19 protein-coding genes are annotated in these 20572 nt (G+C 72.4%); 2 read left to right on the top strand and 17 right to left on the bottom strand.

Features of this window, described 5'->3' with window-relative positions:
- Nucleotides 1-179: 179 nt before the first annotated feature.
- From ACVWNX_RS27160 to ACVWNX_RS27095, 14 genes are all read right to left on the bottom strand, one after another.
- Nucleotides 180-515 carry an RNA polymerase-binding protein RbpA gene (locus ACVWNX_RS27160; RefSeq protein WP_173263245.1) on the bottom strand — a complete coding sequence of 112 codons (336 nt, stop codon included), beginning with the start codon at nt 513-515 and terminating at the stop codon, nt 180-182.
- A 199-nt stretch (nt 516-714) separates the two neighbouring features.
- Complete coding sequence (gene secG / locus ACVWNX_RS27155; protein WP_454414960.1) at nt 715-951, bottom strand: preprotein translocase subunit SecG; 237 nt, start codon at nt 949-951, stop codon at nt 715-717.
- A 181-nt stretch (nt 952-1132) separates the two neighbouring features.
- On the bottom strand, nt 1133-1915 hold the full coding sequence (tpiA, locus tag ACVWNX_RS27150; protein WP_454410742.1) for a triose-phosphate isomerase: 783 nt from the start codon (nt 1913-1915) through the stop codon (nt 1133-1135).
- Between the two features lie 7 nt (nt 1916-1922).
- Nucleotides 1923-3134 carry a phosphoglycerate kinase gene (locus ACVWNX_RS27145; RefSeq protein WP_454410740.1) on the bottom strand — a complete coding sequence of 404 codons (1212 nt, stop codon included), beginning with the start codon at nt 3132-3134 and terminating at the stop codon, nt 1923-1925.
- Nucleotides 3135-3298: 164 nt separating this feature from the next.
- Nucleotides 3299-4309 (bottom strand): type I glyceraldehyde-3-phosphate dehydrogenase, encoded by a 1011-nt coding sequence (gap, locus tag ACVWNX_RS27140; RefSeq protein WP_454410738.1) that lies wholly within the window; start codon nt 4307-4309, stop codon nt 3299-3301.
- Between the two features lie 265 nt (nt 4310-4574).
- A complete protein-coding gene (locus tag ACVWNX_RS27135) occupies nt 4575-7526 on the bottom strand; it encodes a M14 family metallopeptidase (protein WP_454410736.1) in 2952 nt (983 codons plus the stop codon).
- A gap of 303 nt (nt 7527-7829) precedes the next feature.
- Nucleotides 7830-8819, bottom strand: coding sequence for a DNA-binding protein WhiA (gene whiA / locus ACVWNX_RS27130; RefSeq protein ID WP_454410735.1), 990 nt, complete (start codon nt 8817-8819; stop codon nt 7830-7832).
- Nucleotides 8810-9862 carry a gluconeogenesis factor YvcK family protein gene (locus tag ACVWNX_RS27125; protein ID WP_454410733.1) on the bottom strand — a complete coding sequence of 351 codons (1053 nt, stop codon included), beginning with the start codon at nt 9860-9862 and terminating at the stop codon, nt 8810-8812. Before ACVWNX_RS27125 ends, whiA begins: the two co-directional genes overlap by 10 nt.
- The gene (gene rapZ / locus ACVWNX_RS27120; RefSeq protein ID WP_454410731.1) at nt 9859-10920 is read right to left on the bottom strand and encodes an RNase adapter RapZ; all 1062 of its coding nucleotides are present in this window, start codon (nt 10918-10920) and stop codon (nt 9859-9861) included. Before rapZ ends, ACVWNX_RS27125 begins: the two co-directional genes overlap by 4 nt.
- Nucleotides 10913-13105, bottom strand: a complete 2193-nt coding sequence (gene uvrC, locus ACVWNX_RS27115) for an excinuclease ABC subunit UvrC (protein ID WP_454410729.1) — start codon at nt 13103-13105, stop codon at nt 10913-10915. The genes rapZ and uvrC overlap by 8 nt, the downstream gene beginning before the upstream one ends.
- A 321-nt stretch (nt 13106-13426) precedes the next feature.
- Nucleotides 13427-14089 (bottom strand): class I SAM-dependent methyltransferase, encoded by a 663-nt coding sequence (locus ACVWNX_RS27110; protein ID WP_454410727.1) that lies wholly within the window; start codon nt 14087-14089, stop codon nt 13427-13429.
- 87 nt (nt 14090-14176) lie between these two features.
- The gene (locus tag ACVWNX_RS27105; RefSeq protein ID WP_454410725.1) at nt 14177-14659 is read right to left on the bottom strand and encodes a hypothetical protein; all 483 of its coding nucleotides are present in this window, start codon (nt 14657-14659) and stop codon (nt 14177-14179) included.
- 130 nt (nt 14660-14789) lie between these two features.
- Nucleotides 14790-14927: a hypothetical protein gene (locus tag ACVWNX_RS27100; RefSeq protein ID WP_454410724.1), complete on the bottom strand. Its 138-nt coding sequence runs from the start codon at nt 14925-14927 to the stop codon at nt 14790-14792.
- Nucleotides 14924-15181 (bottom strand): hypothetical protein, encoded by a 258-nt coding sequence (locus tag ACVWNX_RS27095; RefSeq protein ID WP_454410722.1) that lies wholly within the window; start codon nt 15179-15181, stop codon nt 14924-14926. The genes ACVWNX_RS27100 and ACVWNX_RS27095 overlap by 4 nt, the downstream gene beginning before the upstream one ends.
- Nucleotides 15182-15338: 157 nt before the next feature.
- On the opposite strand from ACVWNX_RS27095, the gene ACVWNX_RS27090 reads away from it, so the two are divergent.
- On the top strand, nt 15339-16544 hold the full coding sequence (locus ACVWNX_RS27090; protein WP_454410720.1) for a helix-turn-helix domain-containing protein: 1206 nt from the start codon (nt 15339-15341) through the stop codon (nt 16542-16544).
- A gap of 407 nt (nt 16545-16951) precedes the next feature.
- Here ACVWNX_RS27090 and ACVWNX_RS27085 read toward each other — a convergent pair whose 3' ends face one another.
- Together ACVWNX_RS27085 and ACVWNX_RS27080 are read right to left on the bottom strand one after the other, a co-directional pair.
- Nucleotides 16952-17902, bottom strand: coding sequence for a hypothetical protein (locus ACVWNX_RS27085; RefSeq protein ID WP_454414959.1), 951 nt, complete (start codon nt 17900-17902; stop codon nt 16952-16954).
- A 5-nt stretch (nt 17903-17907) separates the two neighbouring features.
- The gene (locus tag ACVWNX_RS27080) at nt 17908-18567 is read right to left on the bottom strand and encodes a papain-like cysteine protease family protein (RefSeq protein WP_454410718.1); all 660 of its coding nucleotides are present in this window, start codon (nt 18565-18567) and stop codon (nt 17908-17910) included.
- Nucleotides 18568-18792: 225 nt separating this feature from the next.
- Here ACVWNX_RS27080 and ACVWNX_RS27075 point away from each other — a divergent pair, with 225 nt between their 5' ends.
- On the top strand, nt 18793-19758 hold the full coding sequence (locus ACVWNX_RS27075; RefSeq protein ID WP_454410717.1) for a hypothetical protein: 966 nt from the start codon (nt 18793-18795) through the stop codon (nt 19756-19758).
- Between the two features lie 161 nt (nt 19759-19919).
- Here ACVWNX_RS27075 and ACVWNX_RS27070 read toward each other — a convergent pair whose 3' ends face one another.
- Nucleotides 19920-20348 carry a Rieske (2Fe-2S) protein gene (locus ACVWNX_RS27070; protein ID WP_454410715.1) on the bottom strand — a complete coding sequence of 143 codons (429 nt, stop codon included), beginning with the start codon at nt 20346-20348 and terminating at the stop codon, nt 19920-19922.
- Between the last annotated feature and the right edge of the window lie 224 nt (nt 20349-20572).

The following is a 20572-nucleotide window of genomic DNA, read 5'->3' as shown; positions in this document are numbered from 1 at the left end:
CCGTTCGGTGGGGGCATCGGTCATCACGCGGTTGACGGACGGGGTGTCACGGGCGGGTCGGCGGGGTCGCGCGGGGTGGGTGGGGCGCGGGTGGAAGGGGAGGAACACCCGGGTGCGGAGGGGCGGGAGACGCCGAGGGCCGGACACCCCGCGTGGGTGTCCGGCCCGTTGGTCGTGCGTCAGATCTCGCCGCGCAGTTTCGCCAGCGCCTCGGCGAGGATCGCCTCGCCGTCCGCGTCGCTACGCCGCTCCCGCACATAGGCGAGGTGGGTCTTGTACGGCTCGGTCCGTGGTGGGGCCGGGGGGTTGTCCCGGTCCTGACCAGCGGGAAAGCCGCAGCGGGGGCAGTCCCAGCTATCGGGGACCTGTGCGTCGCTGGCGAAGCTGGGCTGTGTCTCGTGCCCGTTCGAGCACCAGAAGGAGATGCGCAGTCGCGGCGCGGACTCACCGCGCTCGGCCTCGCCCATCGGCCCCGCCCCGACCCGGCTTCCCCGGATCGCGTTGCCACTTGCCACGGTCGTAACTCCCTGCGTGATGGTGCCGCGAAGCGAGTCGGCGTAACGCTTCGCCGCGAGCGCCTCAGTCTACGTAAGGCCCAACGCGCGTCCAGTGACTGGAGTTACACCCCACCCCTAGACGCAAGCCCCATGATAGGCCGCGCCGGGGGGCGCGGACCCGTCATGGGGCTCGACGTTGGTGCGACGGCGACGAAGCTCAGCTGTCGAGCTTCATCATGATCGCGAGGGCGACGATGCAGGCGAACCAGAGCAGCCCGACCACGATGGTGATGCGGTCGAGGTTGCGCTCGGCGACCGAGGAGCCGCCGACGGACGACTGCATGCCGCCGCCGAACATGTCGGAGAGACCGCCGCCCTTGCCCTTGTGCATCAGCACCAGCAGCGTCAGCAGCAGGCTGAAGACGATCACGGCGATCGAGAACCCCAAAACCACAGCGAACTCCCTTTCCGGGGTCTTCCCTCGGATCTTGACGGACGGCGCGAGGGCCGTGGACGGTCCGGTGATCCGCTGGACGCCCGCCCGGGACACCTCACGGTGCCCACGTGCCACACGTCCCGCTCACTTCCCGCCACCGGCCCCCGCAAGGGTACGACGGATCGCCGCTAGCGCCTACTCACGCCTGCTCGAAGCGGACGATCTTGACGAACTCGTCGGCGTCCAGCGCGGCGCCGCCCACCAGGGCGCCGTCCACGTCGGGCTGCGCCATGATCGCGGCGACGTTCCCGGACTTCACGGACCCGCCGTACTGGATGCGGACCTTCTCGGCCAGCTCCTTGGAGTACAGCTCCGCGAGACGGCCGCGGATCGCGCCGCACACCTCCTGGGCGTCCTCGGGGGTGGCGACCTCGCCGGTGCCGATGGCCCACACCGGCTCGTAGGCGATCACGATGGTCTCGGCCTGCTCGGCGGGCAGGTCCTTCAGGGCCCCGTCGAGCTGGTTGAGGGTGTACTCGACCTGCTGTCCGGCCTTGCGGACGTCCAGGCCCTCGCCGACGCAGAGGATCGGGGTGATCCCGTGCTTGAAGGCGGCCTTGACCTTGGCGTTGCACAGCTCGTCGGTCTCGCCGTGGTACTGGCGGCGCTCGGAGTGGCCGACGGCCACGTAGGAGCACTTCAGCTTGGCGAGCAGGGGGCCGGAGATCTCGCCGGTGTAGGCGCCGGAGTCGTGCGCGGAGATGTCCTGCGCGCCGTACTTGATCTTCAGCTTGTCGCCGTCGACGAGGGTCTGCACCGACCGCAGGTCGGTGAAGGGCGGCAGGACGGCCACCTCGACGGCGTCGTAGTCCTTGTCCGCGAGCGCGAAGGCGAGCTTCTGGACGTGGGCGATGGCCTCAAGGTGGTTGAGGTTCATCTTCCAGTTGCCCGCCATCAGCGGGGTACGGGTCTGGTTCGTCATGGCAGGTTCAGTTCTCCAGTGCGGCGAGGCCGGGGAGCGTCTTGCCCTCGAGGTATTCGAGGGAGGCGCCGCCCCCGGTCGAGATGTGTCCGAATGCCGACTCGTCGAAGCCCAGGGTGCGCACGGCGGCGGCGGAGTCGCCACCGCCGACCACCGAGAAGGCCGGGGAGTCGATCAGGGCCTGGGCGACCGCCCGGGTGCCCTCGGCGTAGTCCGGGTGCTCGAAGACACCCATGGGTCCGTTCCAGAAGACGGTGGCCGCGTCGGCGAGCTTCGCGGCGTACAGCTCACCGCTCTTCGGTCCGATGTCCAGGCCCAGCGCGCCCTCCGGGATGGCGTCCGCGGCGACCGCGGTGGGGTGGGCGGGGGCCTTGGTCTTGAGGTCGGGGAACTCGGTGGCGACCAGCACGTCCACCGGGAGCACGAACTCGACGCCTCGCTCGGCGGCCCGCTTCAGGTACTCCCGGACCACCGGGACCTGGTCCTCCTGGAGCAGCGAGGCGCCCACCTCGTGGCCCTGGGCCTTGAGGAAGGTGTAGACCATGCCGCCGCCGACGAGGATGCGGTCGGCCTTCTCCAGCAGGTGGTCGATCACCCCGAGCTTGTCGGAGACCTTGGCGCCGCCGAGGACGACCGCGTAGGGGCGGCTGACGTCGTCGGTGAGCTTGCGCAGCACGCCGACCTCGGTGGCGATCAGGTGGCCGGCGTAGTGCGGCAGCCGGGCGGGGAGGTCGAAGACCGAGGCGTGCTTGCGGTGCACCGCGCCGAAGCCGTCGCCCACGTAGACGTCCGCGAGGGCCGCGAGCCGGTCGGCGAACGCGCCGCGCTCCGCGTCGTCCTTGGCGGTCTCCCCCGGGTTGAAGCGCAGGTTCTCCAGCACCGCGACCTGGCCCGGCTGGAGGCCGTCGACGGCCTCGTGGGCGGCGGGACCGACGGTGTCCTGGGCGAACGCGACGGGCGCGCCGAGCAGCTCGCCGAGCCGCTCGGCGGCGGGCAGCAGGGAGAACACCGGGTCCGGGGCGCCCTTGGGACGGCCCAGGTGGGAGGCGACGACGACCTTGGCGCCCGCGTCGGCGAGGGCCTTCACGGTGGGCAGGACCGCGCGGATGCGGCCGTCGTCGGTGATGATGCCGTCCGCGAGCGGCACGTTGAGGTCGGCGCGGACGAAGACCCGCTTGCCGTCGACACCCTCGGCGAGGAGTTCGTCGATCGTCTTCATTCAGTGGCTCCTAAGGAGGTCCCGCAGGGCTGTTGCGAGGGACCGCGGGGGGCACGGGGTGGCCGTCCGCGGGGGCGTGCGCATGGGAGAGGGCCCGGACGGCGCTTCGTCGCGCCGTCCGGGCCCTGTCACTCACATGGGGGTGCCTGCCGTGGCGGGTGCGGTCAGAGCTGCTCGCCGACGAAGACCGTCAGGTCCACGAGGCGGTTGGAGTAGCCCCACTCGTTGTCGTACCAGCCGAGGATCTTCACGGTGTTCCCCTCCTGGACCATGGTCAGGGAGGAGTCGAAGACGCAGGACGCCGGGTCGCTGACGATGTCGGAGGACACGATCTGGTCCTCGGTGTACGCCAGGATGCCCTTGAGGGCGCCGTCCTCGGACGCCTTCTTGAACGCGGCGTTGACCTCGTCCTTGGTGGTCTCGCGCTGGAGCGTGACGACCAGGTCGGTGGCGGAGCCGGTGGGGACCGGGACGCGCATGGCGATGCCGTCCAGCTTGCCCTTGAGCTGCGGCAGCACCAGGGCGGTGGCCTTGGCGGCGCCGGTCGTCGTCGGGATGATGTTCTCGGCGGCGGCGCGGGCGCGGCGCAGGTCCTTGTGCGGGAAGTCCAGGATGCGCTGGTCGTTGGTGTACGCGTGGACCGTCGTCATGAGGCCCTTGACGATGCCGAAGTTCTCGTCCAGCACCTTCGCCATCGGCGCCACACAGTTGGTGGTGCAGGAGGCGTTGGAGATGACGTGGTGCTGCGCCGGGTCGTACTCGTCCTGGTTGACGCCCATCACCACGGTGATGTCCTCGTCGCTGGCCGGAGCCGAGATGAGGACCTTCTTGGCGCCGCCCGCGAGGTGCTTGGCGGCGTCGGCCTTCTTGGTGAAGATGCCGGTCGACTCGATGACGATGTCGACGCCCAGCTCGCCCCAGGGGATGTCCGCCGGGTTGCGCTCGGAGAGCACCTTGATGGTGTGGTCACCGACGGTGATCGTGTCGGCGGTGTGCGACACCTCGGCCTTCAGACGGCCCAGGATGGTGTCGTACTTCAGCAGGTGAGCGGTGGTCGCGGTGTCACCCAGGTCGTTGACAGCCACGATCTCGATGTCTGCACCCTGCTCCAGCAGCGCGCGGAAGTAGTTACGACCGATGCGGCCAAAGCCGTTGATGCCTACGCGGATCGTCACGAACCGATCTCCTCGTTGGTGCGCCGGGGTGCGACGCCCGGCAAGTTGTATGGGATGTCCCCGACCACCTCCGACCCTACCCCCCCGGGCAGCCGGGGGTGACACCGAGATGCCCTAAAGCCGCGCGGTGGCGCGTACCCCCAGGTGGGCGGTGCGCGCCACCGCGCGGTGGCCGGGGCCACGGCGGGCCCCACAGGCCTTTACCAGGGCCCGGCGGACGTGTCCAGGGCCGTTCGGGGCACCCCGGGGTCCGCCGGGCGCCCGGTCAGCGCCGCAGGGCGGCCAGCGCCCGGCCCATCAGCCGGGCCCGCTCGGCGGCGTCCCGGACGTGCTCGAAGCCGAAGCCGAGGAGCACGCTGTCACGCGTGGTGACGGCCGCGTACGCGCGGTACAGCTCCCCGGTGCGGGCCCAGTCCCCGCTGACGGGGGCGCTGCCCTCGGGGCCGGGGGCGGCGGTCCAGGCGCCGAGGGAGGTCTCGAAGCCCTCGGTGTCCCGCACCTGGCCGCCGACGACCAGTTCGGTCTCGTCGGCGAAGACGCCGCGACCGCCGCTGCCCGGGTCGGTGACGTAGGAGAGCGACAGTTCGACCTTCTTCCCCGCGTAGGGGGCGAGGTCGAAGGAGACCTGCCGCCAGCCGTCGGAGGAACCGGTGAAGCTGTTCCACGCGCCGGTGGTCCCGGTCGCCGCGCAGGCGCCGGAGGCGGGGTCGAGCGTCAGGTAGTGCCGCAGGAACGGGTGGCCCCTCAGCAGGTACCCGGCCTCGCACTCGACGGGCACCCGCGAGGTGCTGGCGCCGCCCTGGTCCGGGAGCGTGGTCCAGTCCCCGCCGCCCGCCGTACGGGCCTCCAGGACGGCGTGGTCGTAGCCGTTCTCGACGTTCCAGCTGAGCGCCGTGCGCAGCCGGGGGGCGTCGGCGGCGGTGACCCCGGTGAGGTCGACCGTGCGGGTGAGGCGCTTCCAGTCGCGGTCGTCGTGGCGGGCCGAGGCCATGCCCTGGCCCCGGTGGGGCGCGTACGGGTTGACGAGCCCGGGGTGGTTGCCGCCGGAGGCGGAGCGGAAGTGCGGGAAGCGGTCGGGGGGCAGGGTGTCGGAGGTGACGGTGTAGCGGCCCGCGGCGTCCAGCGGGTTGCCCGGGGCGTCCCCGAGCCCGGCGTCCGCCCCGGCGAGCTTCCCCTCACCGGCGAACGAGGTGACGCCCGGCGCGGCGAGCCGTTCGTAGGCGCCGAGGTAGTACTGGGCGAAGTCGTTGGAGACGGCGCGGCCGATCCGGACGTTGCCGCCCGCCCGCTCCCCGGCCTCGATCAGCTTGCCGCCCTCGTTGAGGTGGGCGCGCAGCGCGAGCTGGGTGGGCCCGGAAGGCGTCTGGGCGCCCGTGTAGTGGACGACCACGGGGAAGTGGGACAGGACGCCCAGGGGGTGCGGCGCGCCGCGTGAGGCGACGTCCCAGACGGCCGCGTCCTTGCCGTTGGCCTTGAGCGCGGCCACGTAGTCCGCCGTCCGCTGGGCGGGCGCGCCTTCCTCCGCGACCACCAGGACCGAGGCGCGCGGGCGCTCGGCGACGGTGTACGAGAAGGGTTCGCTGGTGACCCGGCCCTCCTTGGTGCGGCCGGTGAACCACACCTCGACCCGGTCGCCGGGACGGGTGTCCTCGACCTCGGCGCGGTACTCGTCGAAGTGGAGGTTGTCCTCGCCGCCGTAGGTCTCGCCGCCCTTCCAGGCGCGCAGGTCCTCGTCCTGGACCCGGCCGCCGTTGATCCGGTACCTGAGCTCCTTGTCCCGGACGGACTTGCGGGCCGTGACGGAGACCTCCTGGTCGCCGCCGCGCGCGTAGGAGGTGTCGAAGGCGTTGGCGGTGAAGTCGGGGGCCTCGATCCCGGTGACCGAGACCGGCCGGTCGGGGTGGGCGGCGGTCTCCGCGACCGCGAGGGCGAAGGGCACGTTGGCCCGGAACTCCTCCTCGATCAGCTTCTCGTCGTCGGGGAAGGTGAACACGGAGGCGCAGTCCCCGGGCAGCCAGGGGTCGTCGGGGTAGCGCGCGGAGATGGTCTGGCAGGTGCTCATCTCGGGGGTGAACATCGCGATGCCGTTGACGTTGCCCGCGTGGCCGTCGGCCTCGCCGTTGGTGGTGTACAGCTCGGAGGCCACCTGGGGCCGGTAGCCCGGTACCGCGGGCTTCTCGGGGGTCCCGGCGAGCGCCTTGTAGAGCACGTCGTCGGGGGTGTCGGTGGCGACCTGCCAGCCCACGCCGTAGAGGATCAGCTCGGCGGCGGAGTGGTAGTTGACGCCGTACTCGAAGCCGATCCGCTTCTGGAAGCGGTCGAGGACCCGGGTCTCGGGCTCGGACATGGGGCTCGCGCCCCGGTAGGTCTCCGAGGTCGGCGCGGGCGAGGAACCCTCGTCGTCGTAGCCCCACTTGTAGGCGAAGTTGCGGTTGAGGTCGACGCCGTCGCCGGTGGTGATCCGTCCGTCGCCGTCGACGTCCCGCAGGTTCTTGCGCCACTGGCGCTCGCCGTCGGCGGCGTGGGTGTGGTCGTAGCCGTCGGGGTTGGCGGAGAGGACGAACCACAGTTCGGTGGTGTCCACGATCTTCTTGATCCGGGCGTCGGTGCGGTAGTTGTCGAGGTAGTGGTGGAGCAGCCGCCGGGTCATCTCCGGGGTGATCCACTCCCGGGCGTGCTGGTTGGAGAGGTAGAGGGTGGCCGGTTTCGCGCCGTCCTCGACCGTGCGGGCGTTCTTGCTGACCTTGACGGCGAGGATGTCCTGGCCGCCCAGGGACTTGCCGAGGGACACGACCTTGGTGAGGTCGGGGTGCGCCTGCCCGGTGCGGACGATCTCCTCCTTGAGGCCGCCGGGCCCGCCGTAGGGGCGGAACACCCCGTCCCCGGCGGCGGCGACCCGTTTCCCGGCCGCGGCGGAGAGCTTCCGTTCGGTGACGTCCACGCCCCGCCGTTCCAGGGCCCGGGCCTGGGCGTCGGTCAGGTACAGCTCGACCCGGGCGGTACCCCGGGCGGGCGGGCGTTCGGCGAGTTCATGGGCGTCCTGGCCGGCTTCCAGGAGCAGGGGTATCTGCTCCCGGGTGACGTCGGCCTCGAAGACCTTGACGGCGTCCTCGGCCTCCCGGGCGGCGGGCGCCCCGGCCTGGGCGAGGGGTGCGGCGGTGAGCCCGCCGAGCAGCAGTGCGCCGGTCGCGAGGATCGCTCTCGCTCTTCGTCTCATCAGTCCCCCTTGCGGTGGTCCTGCACGTATGTGGCCGCAAGGCTCATGGGTCTTCATGATCATGTCAATGTACGGTTTTCGGTCACCCGTGTCCTGTATCCGGCCGTGGTGCCCGGTAGGGCACGGCCGGACGGGCCGTCCCGGGCGCACGGCACGGCCCCCGCGCCCGGGTGGGGGCGCGGGGGCCGTGGACGGGTGTCCGGCACCCGGTGCGTGGGACGGGACGGGTACCAGGAGGGGGACGGGAGCGGTGACGCAGGCGGGGCCGGGGGCACCGCTCCGGTGACGCGGGCGGGGCCGGGATCAGCCGACCAGGTTGTCCGCCATCTCCTCGGTCAGATTGGACTCGGTCCCGGGGATGCCGAGGTCCGAGGCCCGCTTGTCGGCCATCGCCAGCAGCCGCCGGATGCGCCCGGCCACCGCGTCCTTGGTCAGCGGCGGATCGGCGAGCGCGCCCAGCTCCTCCAGCGACGCCTGCTTGTGCTCCATCCGCAGCCGGCCGGCCGCCGCGAGGTGCTCGGGCACCTCCTCGCCGAGGATCTCCAGGGCCCGCTGGACCCGGGCCCCCGCCGCCACCGCGGCCCGGGCCGAACGGCGCAGATTGGCGTCGTCGAAGTTGGCGAGGCGGTTGGCGGTGGCCCGCACCTCGCGCCGCATCCGCCGCTCCTCCCAGGCGAGCACCGAGTCGTGCGCGCCCAGCCGGGTCAGCAACGCCCCGATGGCGTCCCCGTCCCGGACGACGACCCGGTCCACCCCGCGCACCTCACGGGCCTTCGCGGCGATCTGGAGCCGTCGGGCCGCCCCGACCAGCGCGAGCGCCGCCTCCGGTCCCGGGCAGGTGACCTCCAGCGAGGAGGAACGTCCCGGCTCGGTGAGCGAGCCGTGGGCGAGGAACGCCCCGCGCCAGGCCGCCTCCGCGTCGCAGGTGGCCCCCGAGACCACCTGCGGCGGCAGTCCCCGGATGGGGCGGCCACGGCCGTCCACCAGGCCCGTCTGCCGGGCCAGCTGATCGCCGCCCGCCACCACCCGGACCACGAACCGGGAGCCCCGGCGCAGCCCGCCGGGGGCCATCACGATCAGCTCCGAGCCATGGCCGAAGATCTCCAGGATGTCCCGCTTCAGACGGCGCGCCGCGACCCCCGTGTCCAGCTCCGCCTCGATCACGATGCGTCCGCTGACCAGGTGCAGCCCGCCCGCGAACCGCAGGATCGACGAGACCTCCGCCTTCCTGCAGCAGGTCCGGGTGACGGGGAGCCGGGAGATCTCGTCCTTCACCGCTGCGGTCATCGCCATGGGCCGATCCTTCCATGCATCCGAAAAATACGGTCGTACGCGGCGGCCAACAGCTCCGGATCGTGCCTCGGGGTGCCGTCGGTCCGGGCCACCGGGGCCAGCTCGACCGCGGCGCCGAAGCCCTGTGCGGCTTCGGCGAGGGAATCGCGGTCGGGCACGGCCGCCTCGTCGGCGAGCACCACGTCCAGGGCGAGTTTAGGCGCGTGTCGTCCCAAAACCTCCAAATGACGCTGCGGGGAGAAGCCCTCGGTTTCCCCGGGCTGGGGAGCCAGGTTCAGGGCGAGCACCCGGCGCGCCTTGGTCTCGACGAGGGCGTCCCGCAGTTCGGGGACCAGCAGGTGCGGTATGACCGAGGAGAACCAGGAGCCCGGCCCCAGGACCACCCAGTCGGCGTCCAGCACGGCACCCACCGCCTCCGGGACGGCGGGCGGGTCGTGGGGCACCAGGTGCACCGACTGGACCTCGCCCGGGGTGAGGGCGACCGTGGCCTGGCCGCGGACCGTGTCCACGTCCTCAGGGCGCGCCGGGTCGTGCCCCTTGACCAGGGCCTCCAGCTCCAGGGGCACCGCCGACATGGGCAGCACCCGGCCGTGCGCGCCCAGCAGCTTGCCGACCAGGTCCAGGGCCAGGACGTGGTCGCCGAGCTGCTCCCACAGGGCGACGATCAGCAGGTTGCCGACGGCGTGCCCGTGCATCTCGCCCGCCGAGTGGAAGCGGTGCTGGATGACCCGGGCCCAGGTCTGCCCCCAGTCGTCGTCCCCGCAGAGCGCGGCCAGCGCCTTGCGCAGATCGCCGGGGGGCAGGACGCCCAGCTCGTCGCGGAGCCGCCCGCTGGAGCCGCCGTCGTCGGCGACGGTGACCACGGCCGTGAGGTCGCCGGTGATCCGGCGCAGCCCGGCGAGGGAGGCGGACAGCCCCATGCCGCCGCCGAGGGCGACGACCTTGGGCTGGGCGCCCCGACGGCGGACCCGTACCGGCTTTTCACCCGGACGGAGGGGGGTGGCGCGGCCGGTCCGGCGCAGCCGGAGTGAACGCGTCGTCATTCGCGGCCCATGTCCCGGTGCACGACGACGGTCTCCACGCCCTCGGCGGCCAGCCGGGCGGCGAGCTTCTCCGACATGGCCACGGAACGGTGCTTGCCGCCCGTACAGCCCACGGCGATGGTCACGTAGCGCTTGCCCTCGCGGCGGTAGCCCGCGGCGACGAGCCGGAGCAGTTCGGCGTAGCGGTCGAGGAACTCCTTGGCGCCGGGCTGGTTGAAGATGTAGCCCGAGACCTCCTCGTTGAGTCCGGTGAAGGGGCGCAGCTCGGGCACCCAGTGCGGGTTGGGCAGGAAGCGCATGTCCACGACGAGGTCGGCGTCCACGGGCAGCCCGTACTTGAAGCCGAACGACATCACCGTGGCCCGCAGCTCCGGCTCGTCCTCCCCCGCGAACCGGGCGTCCATCTTGGCGCGCAGTTCGTGGACGTTGAGGCTGGAGGTGTCGATCACCAGGTCCGCGTCGCCGCGCAGCTCGCGCAGCAGCTCCCGCTCGGCGGCGATGCCGTCGACGATCCGGCCGTCCCCCTGGAGGGGGTGCGGCCGGCGGACGGACTCGAAGCGGCGCACCAGGGCCTCGTCGGAGGACTCCAGGAAGACGACGCGCCGGGTGACGTGCTTGGCGTCCAGGTCGGCCAGGGACTCGCGGAGGTTGTCGAAGAAGCGACGGCCCCGGACGTCCACGACGACCGCGATCCGGGCGACGTTGCCCTGGGAGCGGGCGCCCAGCTCGACCATGGTGGGGATCAGCGCGGGCGGCAGGTTGTCGACCACGAACCAGCCGAGGTCCTCCAGGCACTTCGCGGCAGTGGAGCGGCCCGCGCCGGACATCCCGGAGATGATCACCAGTTCCGGGATGGCCGCGTCCGGAACGCCCGTGGCGTCGATGGTCACGCCCGCGCCCTCCCGTGCTCCGTCGCCGTCCGGTTCCGTTCGCGCATCCTGTCCGCCCTCGTGCCGCACGGCCGCGTCCGGGGCGTCCGGCCCCGGCGCGGCGCCCGTATCGCCGGTGCCGCGCGCCGCGCGCCCGGCGGGTCCGCCGTCTGCTGATCGTTCAGTCATGTTCCTGCCCCCGTCGGTTCTCCGGGGCGCCCGTGGACACGGGCTCCCCGTCTTCAATGATCTCTCCGGTCGCCGTGTTCACGGCGGGCGCGGCCGGAGCCGCGTTCGCGAAGGCCACCACGATGGCTTCGGCCGTCTTGCGGCCTATGCCGGGCACCTCGCGGATCTCGTCGATTGTGGCCGACCGGAGCCTCTTGACCGAACCGAAGTGCTTGATCAGGGCCTGCTTGCGCGCCTCGCCCAGTCCGGGCACGTCGTCCAGGGGGCTCGTGCGCAGGCGTTTGGCGCGTTTGGCGCGCTGATAGGTGATCGCGAACCGGTGGGCCTCGTCACGGACCCGTTGGAGCAGGTAGAGGCCCTCGCTGGTGCGCGGCAGGACCACGGGGTCGTCCTCGCCGGGCAGCCAGACCTCCTCCAGCCGCTTGGCGAGGCCGCAGACGGCGATGTCGTCGATGCCCAGCTCGTCGAGGGCCCGGCGGGCGGCGGCGACCTGGGGCTGTCCGCCGTCGACCACCACCAGCTGCGGGGGGTAGGCGAACCGCCGGGGGCGGCCGTTGTCGTCGGTGGGACCGACGGGGGCGCCGTCGTCGTCCGCGTCGGCGGTCGGGGCGGGGGCGGCCGGGGCGAGAGCGGTGGGGTCGGTGCCCGTGGGGGCGGGGGCCGACGAGGGGGCGGGGGCCGACGCGTCACCGGTCGTCGGACCGGGGACGGCGGGGGGCTCCTCCGGGGCGTCCCCGGTGGTCCACTCCCCGGTGCGCTCCTTCTCGGCCAGATAGCGGCGGAAGCGGCGGGTGATCACCTCGTGCATCGAGCGGACGTCGTCCTGCCCCTGGCCGTGCCAGAGGTGGGTGTCCCCCGCCCGGCCCTTGATCTGGAAGCGGCGGTACTCGCTCTTGCGGGCCAGGCCGTCCTCGAAGACGACCATGGAGGCGACGACGTCGTCCCCCTGGAAGTGCGAGACGTCGTAGCACTCGATGCGCAGCGGGGCGCTGTCCAGGTCGAGGGCGGCGGCGATCTCCTCCAGCGCGCGGGAGCGGGTGGTGAGGTCGGAGGCGCGCTTCGTCTTGTGCAGCACCAGGGACTGCTGGGCGTTGCGGGCCACGGTCTCCATGAGGGCCTTCTTGTCGCCCCGCTGGGGCACCCGCAGGGAGACCTGCGCGCCCCGGCGTCCGGTCAGCCACTCCTGGAGGGGGGCGGACGGCTCCGGCAGCGCGGGGACCAGCACCTCCTTGGGGACCGCGTCGCCGCTCTCCTCCCCGTAGAGCTGCTGGAGGGCGTGCTCCACGAGGTCGCCCGTGGTGACGGCCTCGACCTTGTCGGTGACCCAGCCGCGCTGGCCGCGCACCCGGCCGCCGCGTACGTGGAAGATCTGCACGGCCGCCTCCAGCTCGTCCTCGGCGAGGGCGATGAGGTCGGCGTCGGTGGCGTCCGCGAGGACCACGGCGCTCTTCTCCATGGCGGTGCGCAGCGCCTCGATGTCGTCCCGGAGCCGGGCGGCCCGCTCGTACTCCATCTCCTCGGCGGCGTCCCGCATCCGTCCCTCCAGACGGCGCAGATAGGTGCCCGTGCGGCCCGCCATGAAGTCGCAGAACTCCTCGGCGAGTTCGCGGTGCTCCTCGGCGTCGACCCGGCCGACGCAGGGCGCTGAGCACTTGCCGATGTAGCCGAGGAGGCAGGGGCGGCCGGTGCGGGCGGCGTTGCGGAAGACGCCCGCCGAGCAGGTCCGCACGGGGAAGACCCGCAGCAGCAGGTCCACGGTGTCGCGGATGGCCCAGGCGTGGCCGTAGGGGCCGAAGTAGCGCACTCCCTTGCGCTTCTGACCGCGCATCACCTGGACCCGGGGGAACTCCTCGTTCATCGTCACCGCGAGGTACGGATAGCTCTTGTCGTCGCGGTACTTGACGTTGAAACGGGGGTCGAACTCCTTGATCCAGGAGTACTCCAGCTGGAGGGCCTCGACCTCCGTCGACACCACCGTCCACTCCACGGACGCGGCCGTGGTGACCATCGTGCGGGTGCGCGGATGCAGGCCCGCGAGGTCCTGGAAGTAGTTCGCGAGCCGCTGGCGCAGGCTCTTGGCCTTGCCGACGTAGATCACCCGGCGGTGCTCGTCGCGGAACTTGTAGACCCCCGGCGAGTCGGGGATCTGTCCCGGCTTGGGGCGGTAGCTGGAGGGGTCTGCCATGTCTCACACCCTACTGGCGGGCACCGACAGCCGGGGTTCCGGCCAGGTGGCCGGAGGGGTGGTCGGCGGGGGTTCCAACGGGGTCGGCGGAGAGCTTCGGCAGGGGCGGCGGCATAGCTCCGGCCCGGGCGTCAGCGGGCCGTCCGGCCACGGCTTGGGCCGGTCGCCGGGCGACGGACCGGGACGGGCCGGGGACGCTCGGCGGCCGGCGCGGGTCCCGTGCCCGACAGCGTGGACCCAGGACCCGCCCCTCCTACGGGTTCGGTGGTCCGCCGGGGAAACCTCCCCGGTCGAGGCCCGCACTCATGTGCACGCCGTCCGTCAGTCCCGTACCGCGCGACCGATCAGGGTCCCGATGTGGCCTTGCGTCGGGGCCTCCAGTTCGTGCACCTTCGCTTCCCGGAATCCAGCCCTGAGCAATAGGCTTTCCCATTTTCGGAGCGTGTAGCTGTAGCGGTACGTATACATCGCCTTGCCCGCGAATCCACCCTTGTACATCCCCTGTGGTCCGTACGCGCCGGGAATGGCCGGGGGGTGGGCGAATACAAGCACGCCGCCCGGATTCAACCGGTCAGCGATCAGCGGGAGCAGTTTGGCCGGGTCGGTGAACCAGACGGCACCGAACATCGAATAGACCGCATCATAGGTCTCCGTCGTTTCGGTCAGGTAGGAAAGAACCTCCGCACACACGAATTGGACCCCCATGGGCCCCCATCGTTCAGTGGTATTCGCCACCATGACCGGAGACATATCGACGCCGGTTGCCTTGATGCCCTGCTGGGCGAGGTATGCCAGGGCGCGGCCGGTGCCGCATCCGACTTCGAGGACGGACTCCGGGGTGCCGAGGAGTTCGGGGCCCGGCCCGTGTCCGACGTACTGCGTCCACCGGAAGACGGGTTCCGACTCGAACACGTCCTTCCGGGTGCTCTCGGCGTAGGTGTCCCAGAGTTCGCGTTCGCTGTCGAGGTCGTGTCGTGCGGGCAACGGAGCGTCCTTCACGTGTCGGAGGTACGGCAGTGCTGCGCCCCCACCCTCCCGGAGGAAGGCAGGGGCAGGAACTGTAGCGCCGGTTCAGTGGCTGTCGGGGACCTTGTCGTTGCAGGGGGAGCAGTCGGACGCGTCGGTCTCCCACAGTTCGTCATCGACGGCGAACCCGGCCGCGCGGATCAGTTCGGCCGTCCGCGCCACCACGCCGTCACGACGCCGCTCGATCAGCGGGGCGTGATGCTTGTACCGGCCGCCGTTGTGCGCGTCGCACAGGGCGAAGTACAGGGGCGTGTCGAGGATGAGCTGATGAACACCGATGTCCACGGTGTACCCGACGCCCATGTCGGTGCCGGGGTTCTCCATCGCGGTGACGACGTAGGCGATGCCCTGGCCGAGGATGCGTTCCGCGAGGCTGCGCACGGCCACGCTGTCCCGGAGGAGGAGACGAACCTCCCGCTCCCACAGATCGGCCACTCCCACATCTGCGACGAGGTGGGGAACGCGCTCTTCCAGCGCGTTCAGGATGGTGCGCGGATCACGCGTCCGCGTCTCGACTACTGTGCTCATCGTGCAAAACCTCCTGTTGTGTGGAGTAGTGCACTGCGCTTGCTCGGGCCCGGCCGTACCGAGTGGTCACAGGCCGACCGGACTCATGCCCCGGCCCCGCCGCGCGGCCTGATCAGCGGGGATGGGAGTCCTAGGGGCTGCCGGTGGCGATCCCCGCTACGAGAGCCATCACCAGGAGTACAAGGCACGTCCCCCAGATCATCAGGGCCAGGACTCCGCCCCAGAACGTTCCGTCACTGGTGACCTTCCAGCCCCGTAAGCGGCTCACCGGGCCTTCTCCCGCAGATACCGGCTGAGCCTGGCCAGACCCGTCGCGTTGGCGTGGTGCTGTGCCAACGCCCGAAGCTGGAGCTTCTCCCTGTCGGTTGCGTCCCGTACTCCCACGACCAGTGCGCGCCGCTGCAAGCCGGACGGACGCTTGAGGATCAGCGCGTTCCCGTCCCGTGCGTGCACGGCGCCGACCGTCTGAGTTCTCTGGTCGTAGACCGCCGCCCCTGGCTCCCAGCCCGTCCCCGGTCTCATCGTGTCCACCGTCGCTTCGTCGTTGACTGGCTCTGTCACACAGTTAACGGCCTTGGTTCCACGGCGAATTGCACACGGGTTGCACAGCCCCTGTGCGGGTACCCGCCGGACCTGTGAGCATGGTCGTAGCGACGACTCCGTGAGGAAGACTGAGCCCATGAGCACTACCGACGGACCCGAAAGCACGGCGGAGCTTGCGCCCGGCGAGAACCTGGCGGTGCTCCGGAAGGCCCGTGGCCTGACTCAAAGGCAGTTGGCCAGCAAGGCGAACGTTTCGCTCTCTCTGCTGTCCAAGATCGAGATCGGGGACAGAACCCTCACTCCCGCCGTCGCCGCCACCCTCGGCCGGTCGATGGGCATCACCATGGCGGAGGTGATGGGCAAAGCCACCGTGACGAACACCGAGAAGCGGTCTCTCACAGCCCTACGGGCCGCCCTGCGTGACTATGACCTCCCCGACCGCGAACGGCTCCCAGACGGGCAGCTGGCCGCCGATATGACCATGGCCCATGAGTACCGCAAGGGCATGAAGGTCACCCAGCTTCTGGCAGTGCTGCCGAAGCTGCTCAGGGACGCCACGACGAATGCGCTGGAAGCCCATGACGCAGCGGCCTGGACCGACCTTTCCCAGGTCTACAGCACGGTCTATTGGCTCGCCGCCCGGCACCGCTGGATGGACATGGCGGAACTGGCGGTGACGCGGCAGCGGTGGGCTGTGGAACAGCGCCCCACGGCATTGGCGGCGGCCGTCGCCGCGCGGGACCGCGCGGGCACCTATCTGAACTTCGGTGACATCGAGCGCGGCTTGGACATCGTCGACCGCGCGCTCACGGAGGCACAGGGGGCGCTCAGCGGGACGGAACGGGACACCGCCGTGTGCATCCTCAATCTACGAGGCATGACCCTGGCGGGCCGTCTGCGGGACAAGAAGGAGGCACGGCGTGAGGCCGAGCGCCATATCCGCTCCGCCGTCGCCGCCTCCGCCGGACTCGGCAACCGAGACGAGGACGTGTTGGGTCTGACCGTGGGACCCCAGAACACGCAGCTTCACCGACTCGCCACCTACGTGGATCTCGGCAGGCCGAACGACGCGTTGGCGCTGACGGACGACCTCCCGGAGGCACTGGACGGACTGCCGCCCACCCGGGTGGCCCCGACTCACATCAACGTCGCACGGGCACAGCTCGACACCGGGGACCGCGACGGAGCGCTGAAAAACCTGAGCATCGCGTGGAACGTCGCCCCACAGATGGCTCGCATCCACCCCATGGGGCGGGAAGTGTTCCGGGTTCTCACCTCACTCCACCGGCGCAGCAACCCGGAACTGCTGAGGCTGTCGAAGCTGTCCGGGATCGGTCTCTGACCTGCCCGGTAGAACTTCGTCGATCTTGTACGCAGACGGGTCTGCCATGTCTCACACCCTGCTGGCGGGCACCGACAGCCGGGGTTCCGGCCAGGTGGTCGGCGGAGGTTCCGACGGGGTCGGCGGAGAACTTCGGCAGGGGCGGCGGCATGGCTCCGGCCCGGGCGTCAGCGGGCCGTCCGGCCACGGCTTGGGCCGGTCGCCGGGCGACGGACCGGGGACGCGCGGGGGCCGGGCGCGGGGCCGGGGTGTCCGGTCCCGGGCCCGGCCGCGTGGGCCCGGCCCCGCTCCCCCGGCGGGTTCGGTGGTCCGCCGGGGGAGCCGGGGGCGGGGGGGAGTCCGGGCGGAGGGGACCGCCCGGACCCGCTCCCCGGGTGCGCCGGGGCGGCGCGCCCGGGGCGGCCCGGTCAGGGTCGGCGGTCGACGGGCGCCGTACGGCCCCGCAGCGCGGACCCGGCCCAGAGCAGCAGGGCGAGCAGCCCCACCCCGGCGGCGCCGGTGGCCACCGCGACGGGCACGCTCAGGGCGCCGCTCGTCGCCGTGGCACCGGCGTCGGCCCGGAGCGCGGGCGCGGTGCCGGCGGACCGCGCGGGGGCGCCGTCGGCGGGGCGGGCGCCCTCGGCGGCGGACCCCGCCGCGCCCGCGCCGGCTCCGTAGCCGCCCGCCTTGCCGGACTTGGCGTAGGCGGAGCCGCCCAGCTTGTCGCCGTAGGAGCGCCGGACGTGCGCGCGGTACTCCGCGAGCGTGGCCCCGTCGGCGCCGACCGCCCGGCGGGCCTGGCCGTCGAGCGGCACCACGCGGTCGCCGCGCTGGACGTACCAGGCGCCGATCTGCGGCTCCTGGAAGACCGTGCCGCCCGGCAGCTTCCGCTCGCCGAGGGCCGCGTACCGGGTCTCGTCGTCCCCGGTGGCGATGTTCACGACCTGCCAGCGGCCTTCGTGGCGGGCCGTCCACAGGGACGCCTCGCGGCCGTCGGGGGCGACCGCGCGGCTGGCGTGGAAGACGGGGACGGCGATCGGGGCGCCCTTCCTGCCCGCGACGAAGTCGGGGGACAGATGACGCACCGGCACCGCGCCGGCCTCGACCTCCGGTTCGCCCCGGGCGGCTCCGGCGCGTGCCGCTCCGGCCCGTCCGGCGCCGTCCTGGGCGAAGAACCGGGTGAGGGTGTCGATGACCTCGGGTCTGGCGGCGGCCTTGTCGGCGGCCGCCGCGGCGGCCCGTCCGGTCGCCGGGGAGCCGTCGTCGGCGGTGGCCACGGGGGCCGCGAGACCGGTGAGCAGCGCCGCCGCGCAGAGGACGAGGGTGGTGCGCGGGGCGGCCGTCCGGGCCGCCGTCAGCCGTCGTGTCGTGCGTCGCACCGTGCTCACGCCCCGATCCGGTAGAGGGAGTGGGTCCAGCTGAAGGTCGAGTTGTTGGTGTACCAGGAGTGCGAGGCCCAGCTGTAGCGGTTGCTGCTGGGCCAGGGGTCGCCCCAGTAGACCCAGCTGCCGGAGTCGTCGTAGCCGTACAGGACGTGCATGTGGCCGCCGCCGGAGGACCACTGGATGCGGGTCTCCACGGGCCGGTTGGCGTTGATCTCGCCCTGGAGGACGGGGTAGCGCAGCCAGCCGTTCACATAGGAGCCGGGGCTGACGCCCGTCCAGCGCAGTCCGGTCTGGACGTTGGCCAGGGTGGCCTGCGAGTTGGGGCACTCGGTGGCCTGGGAGCGGCCGAAGGCGGCGTTGCAGAACTGGTTCTGCGAGTACGAGCGGCCGTACCAGGCGGCGATGGTGTTGCCCGCCGCGGCCCAGCACCAGTTGGTCTTCTGCTGGGCCTGCATGGTGATGTTCAGCCGCTTGGTGGCGAGGGCCGAGACCTCGCCGGGGGCGGCGACGTCGGCCGCCGCCACGGGGACGGGGGCGGTGGAGGGGGGTGCCGCCTGGGCGGCGGGGGCGGTGAGCACGGCCGCCGCCACGGCGGCGGTGACCGCCGCGAGCAGCGCGGGGCGCCGTGTTCGGGGAGTGCGGGGGGTTCTGTTGCGCATCGCGTTCCTCCCATGGGGATGGGTGAGCGGAGGAGCGCGTCCGGACGCTGGGGTTGAGCATCAAGTGTTGTCCAGTGCAGGTCAACACGCTTCAATGCGGGGAACGCTCGTGCGTGAACGGGGGTGCGCACATGTGAACGGTCCGGGGAGGACGACCAGGTCACCCCCGGCCCCGGTTCCGGCGACCGGCCGGGCCGTTGTGGACATTCACAGAAGGGGCCCCTGATGCGGCACGGCACACCCCCGTCCGACGCTCCCGCCGAGGAGGACGCGCTCGCCGAGGAACTCGCGACGGTGCTGAGGGCGGGCCCCTTCCACATCGCCCTGCGGGCCGCGATCGGCGCGCGTGACCTGTCGCTCCAGCGCGTGCAGCACCATCTGGCGCGGCTCGGCGTCCGGGTCGGGGTGACGAGTCTGAGCTACTGGCAACAGGGCGCCCGCACGCCCCGGCGCCCGGAGTCGCTGCGGGCGGTGCGGGCGCTGGAGGAGATCCTGCGGCTGCCCGAGGAGTCCCTGATCAGGCTGCTCGCCCAGCCGGACGGCACCGGCGGGCAGGGGCGCCCGGCCGCCCGTTCCTACCGCTCCCTGGTGGAGGCGTCGGACGTCCTGGAGCGGCTGCTCGGCGAGTTGGAGGCGCCGCTGGACGGCGGGCTGCACAGCGTCGGCCACCACGAGCGGGTGCGCATCGGCACCCGTCGCGAGCTGCTCGGACGTGAGTCGCACCAGGTGGTGCGGGCCCACCGGGACGGGGTCGACCGGTACGTCGCCATCCACCACGGCGACCCGGGGTGCGCGCCCGAACGGGTCGGCGTCCGCGCGCTGGAGAACTGCCGCGCGGGCCGGGTGCGCTGGCACGCGGGGACGGGGGTGCTGGTCGCGGAGTTCCTGTTCGACACGGTGCTGCGGGGCGGTGAGACCCATCTATTCCGCTACGCCTTCGAGGACGGCACGGCGGGCGCGTCCGAGGAGTACCTGCGGGGGTTCAGCTTCGCGGGCGGGCAGTACCTGCTCCAGGTGAGCTTCGCCGAGGAGGCCCTGCCGGTGCGCTGCCACCGGTTCGCCCAGCAGTCGGCGGCGGCCCCGCGCGGTGGGCGCCGGGAGCTGCCGCTCAGCGGTCGCCACCGCTCGGTGCACTTCGTGGAGCCGCAGGTGCGGGCCGGACTGCTGGGCATCACCTGGGACTGGGACTGAGTCCGGGGCCCGACTCGTGGGCCGACCGGGCCCGGGGCGGTCCGCCCGGGGTACCGGGGTCCGGCGCGCGATTCGTGGGCGACCGGGTCGGACCGTCCGACTGTCAGACCGTCTGACTGATCTGTCCGGCTGTCCGGCTGTCCGGCTGTCCGGCTGTCCGGTCAGGCTTCGGGACCGGCGATCAGCTTGCCGTCCTCGACCCGGACCGGGACCGGGGGCAGCGGTACCGTCGCCGGGCTGTGGAGCACCTCGCCGGTGGTGGCGTCGAACCGGCTGCCGTGGCAGGGACAGATCAGGGTGGTGCCCTTCAGCTCCCGCATGGCGCATCCGGCGTGGGTGCAGACGCTGCCGTACGCGGTGAGGGCGCCGTCCTCGGCCCGGGTGACGACGACCCGCTCCGACGTGAACAGCCGGGTGGCGCCCTTGGCCACCCCGCTCTCCGGACCCAGGTCGACCGGCGCGGTCGGGGTGGGGCTGGGGGCCCGCTTGATCCGTTCGGTGGAGCAGGCGGCGGCCCCCGCCCCGGCCACCGGTACGACGGCCGCTCCCCGCAGCAGGGATCGGCGGCTCGGGGTCGAGTGGGCTGACATGGCGGCTCCATGGGTTTCGGGCAGGTCACCGGGCACCCGAGGGCCCACGGCGGCTGTCGCTTCGACCCTACCGGGGCCGCCCCCGCCCACCGGCCCGGGGTGGCCCGGGCACGCCGGGACCCGGGCGGGGACCCTGGGGCGGTCCGGGGCGCGCGCGTACCCTGCGGTACGGACCGGGCCGGTCGGGGAGCCGACCGGCCGCGCGAGGCCGACGGCCGACCCGG

The organism is Streptomyces sp. JNUCC 64, from assembly GCF_054484115.1.
The sequence above is the reverse complement of the archived record's forward strand: the minus strand, read 5'-3'. Positions and strand labels throughout refer to the sequence as shown.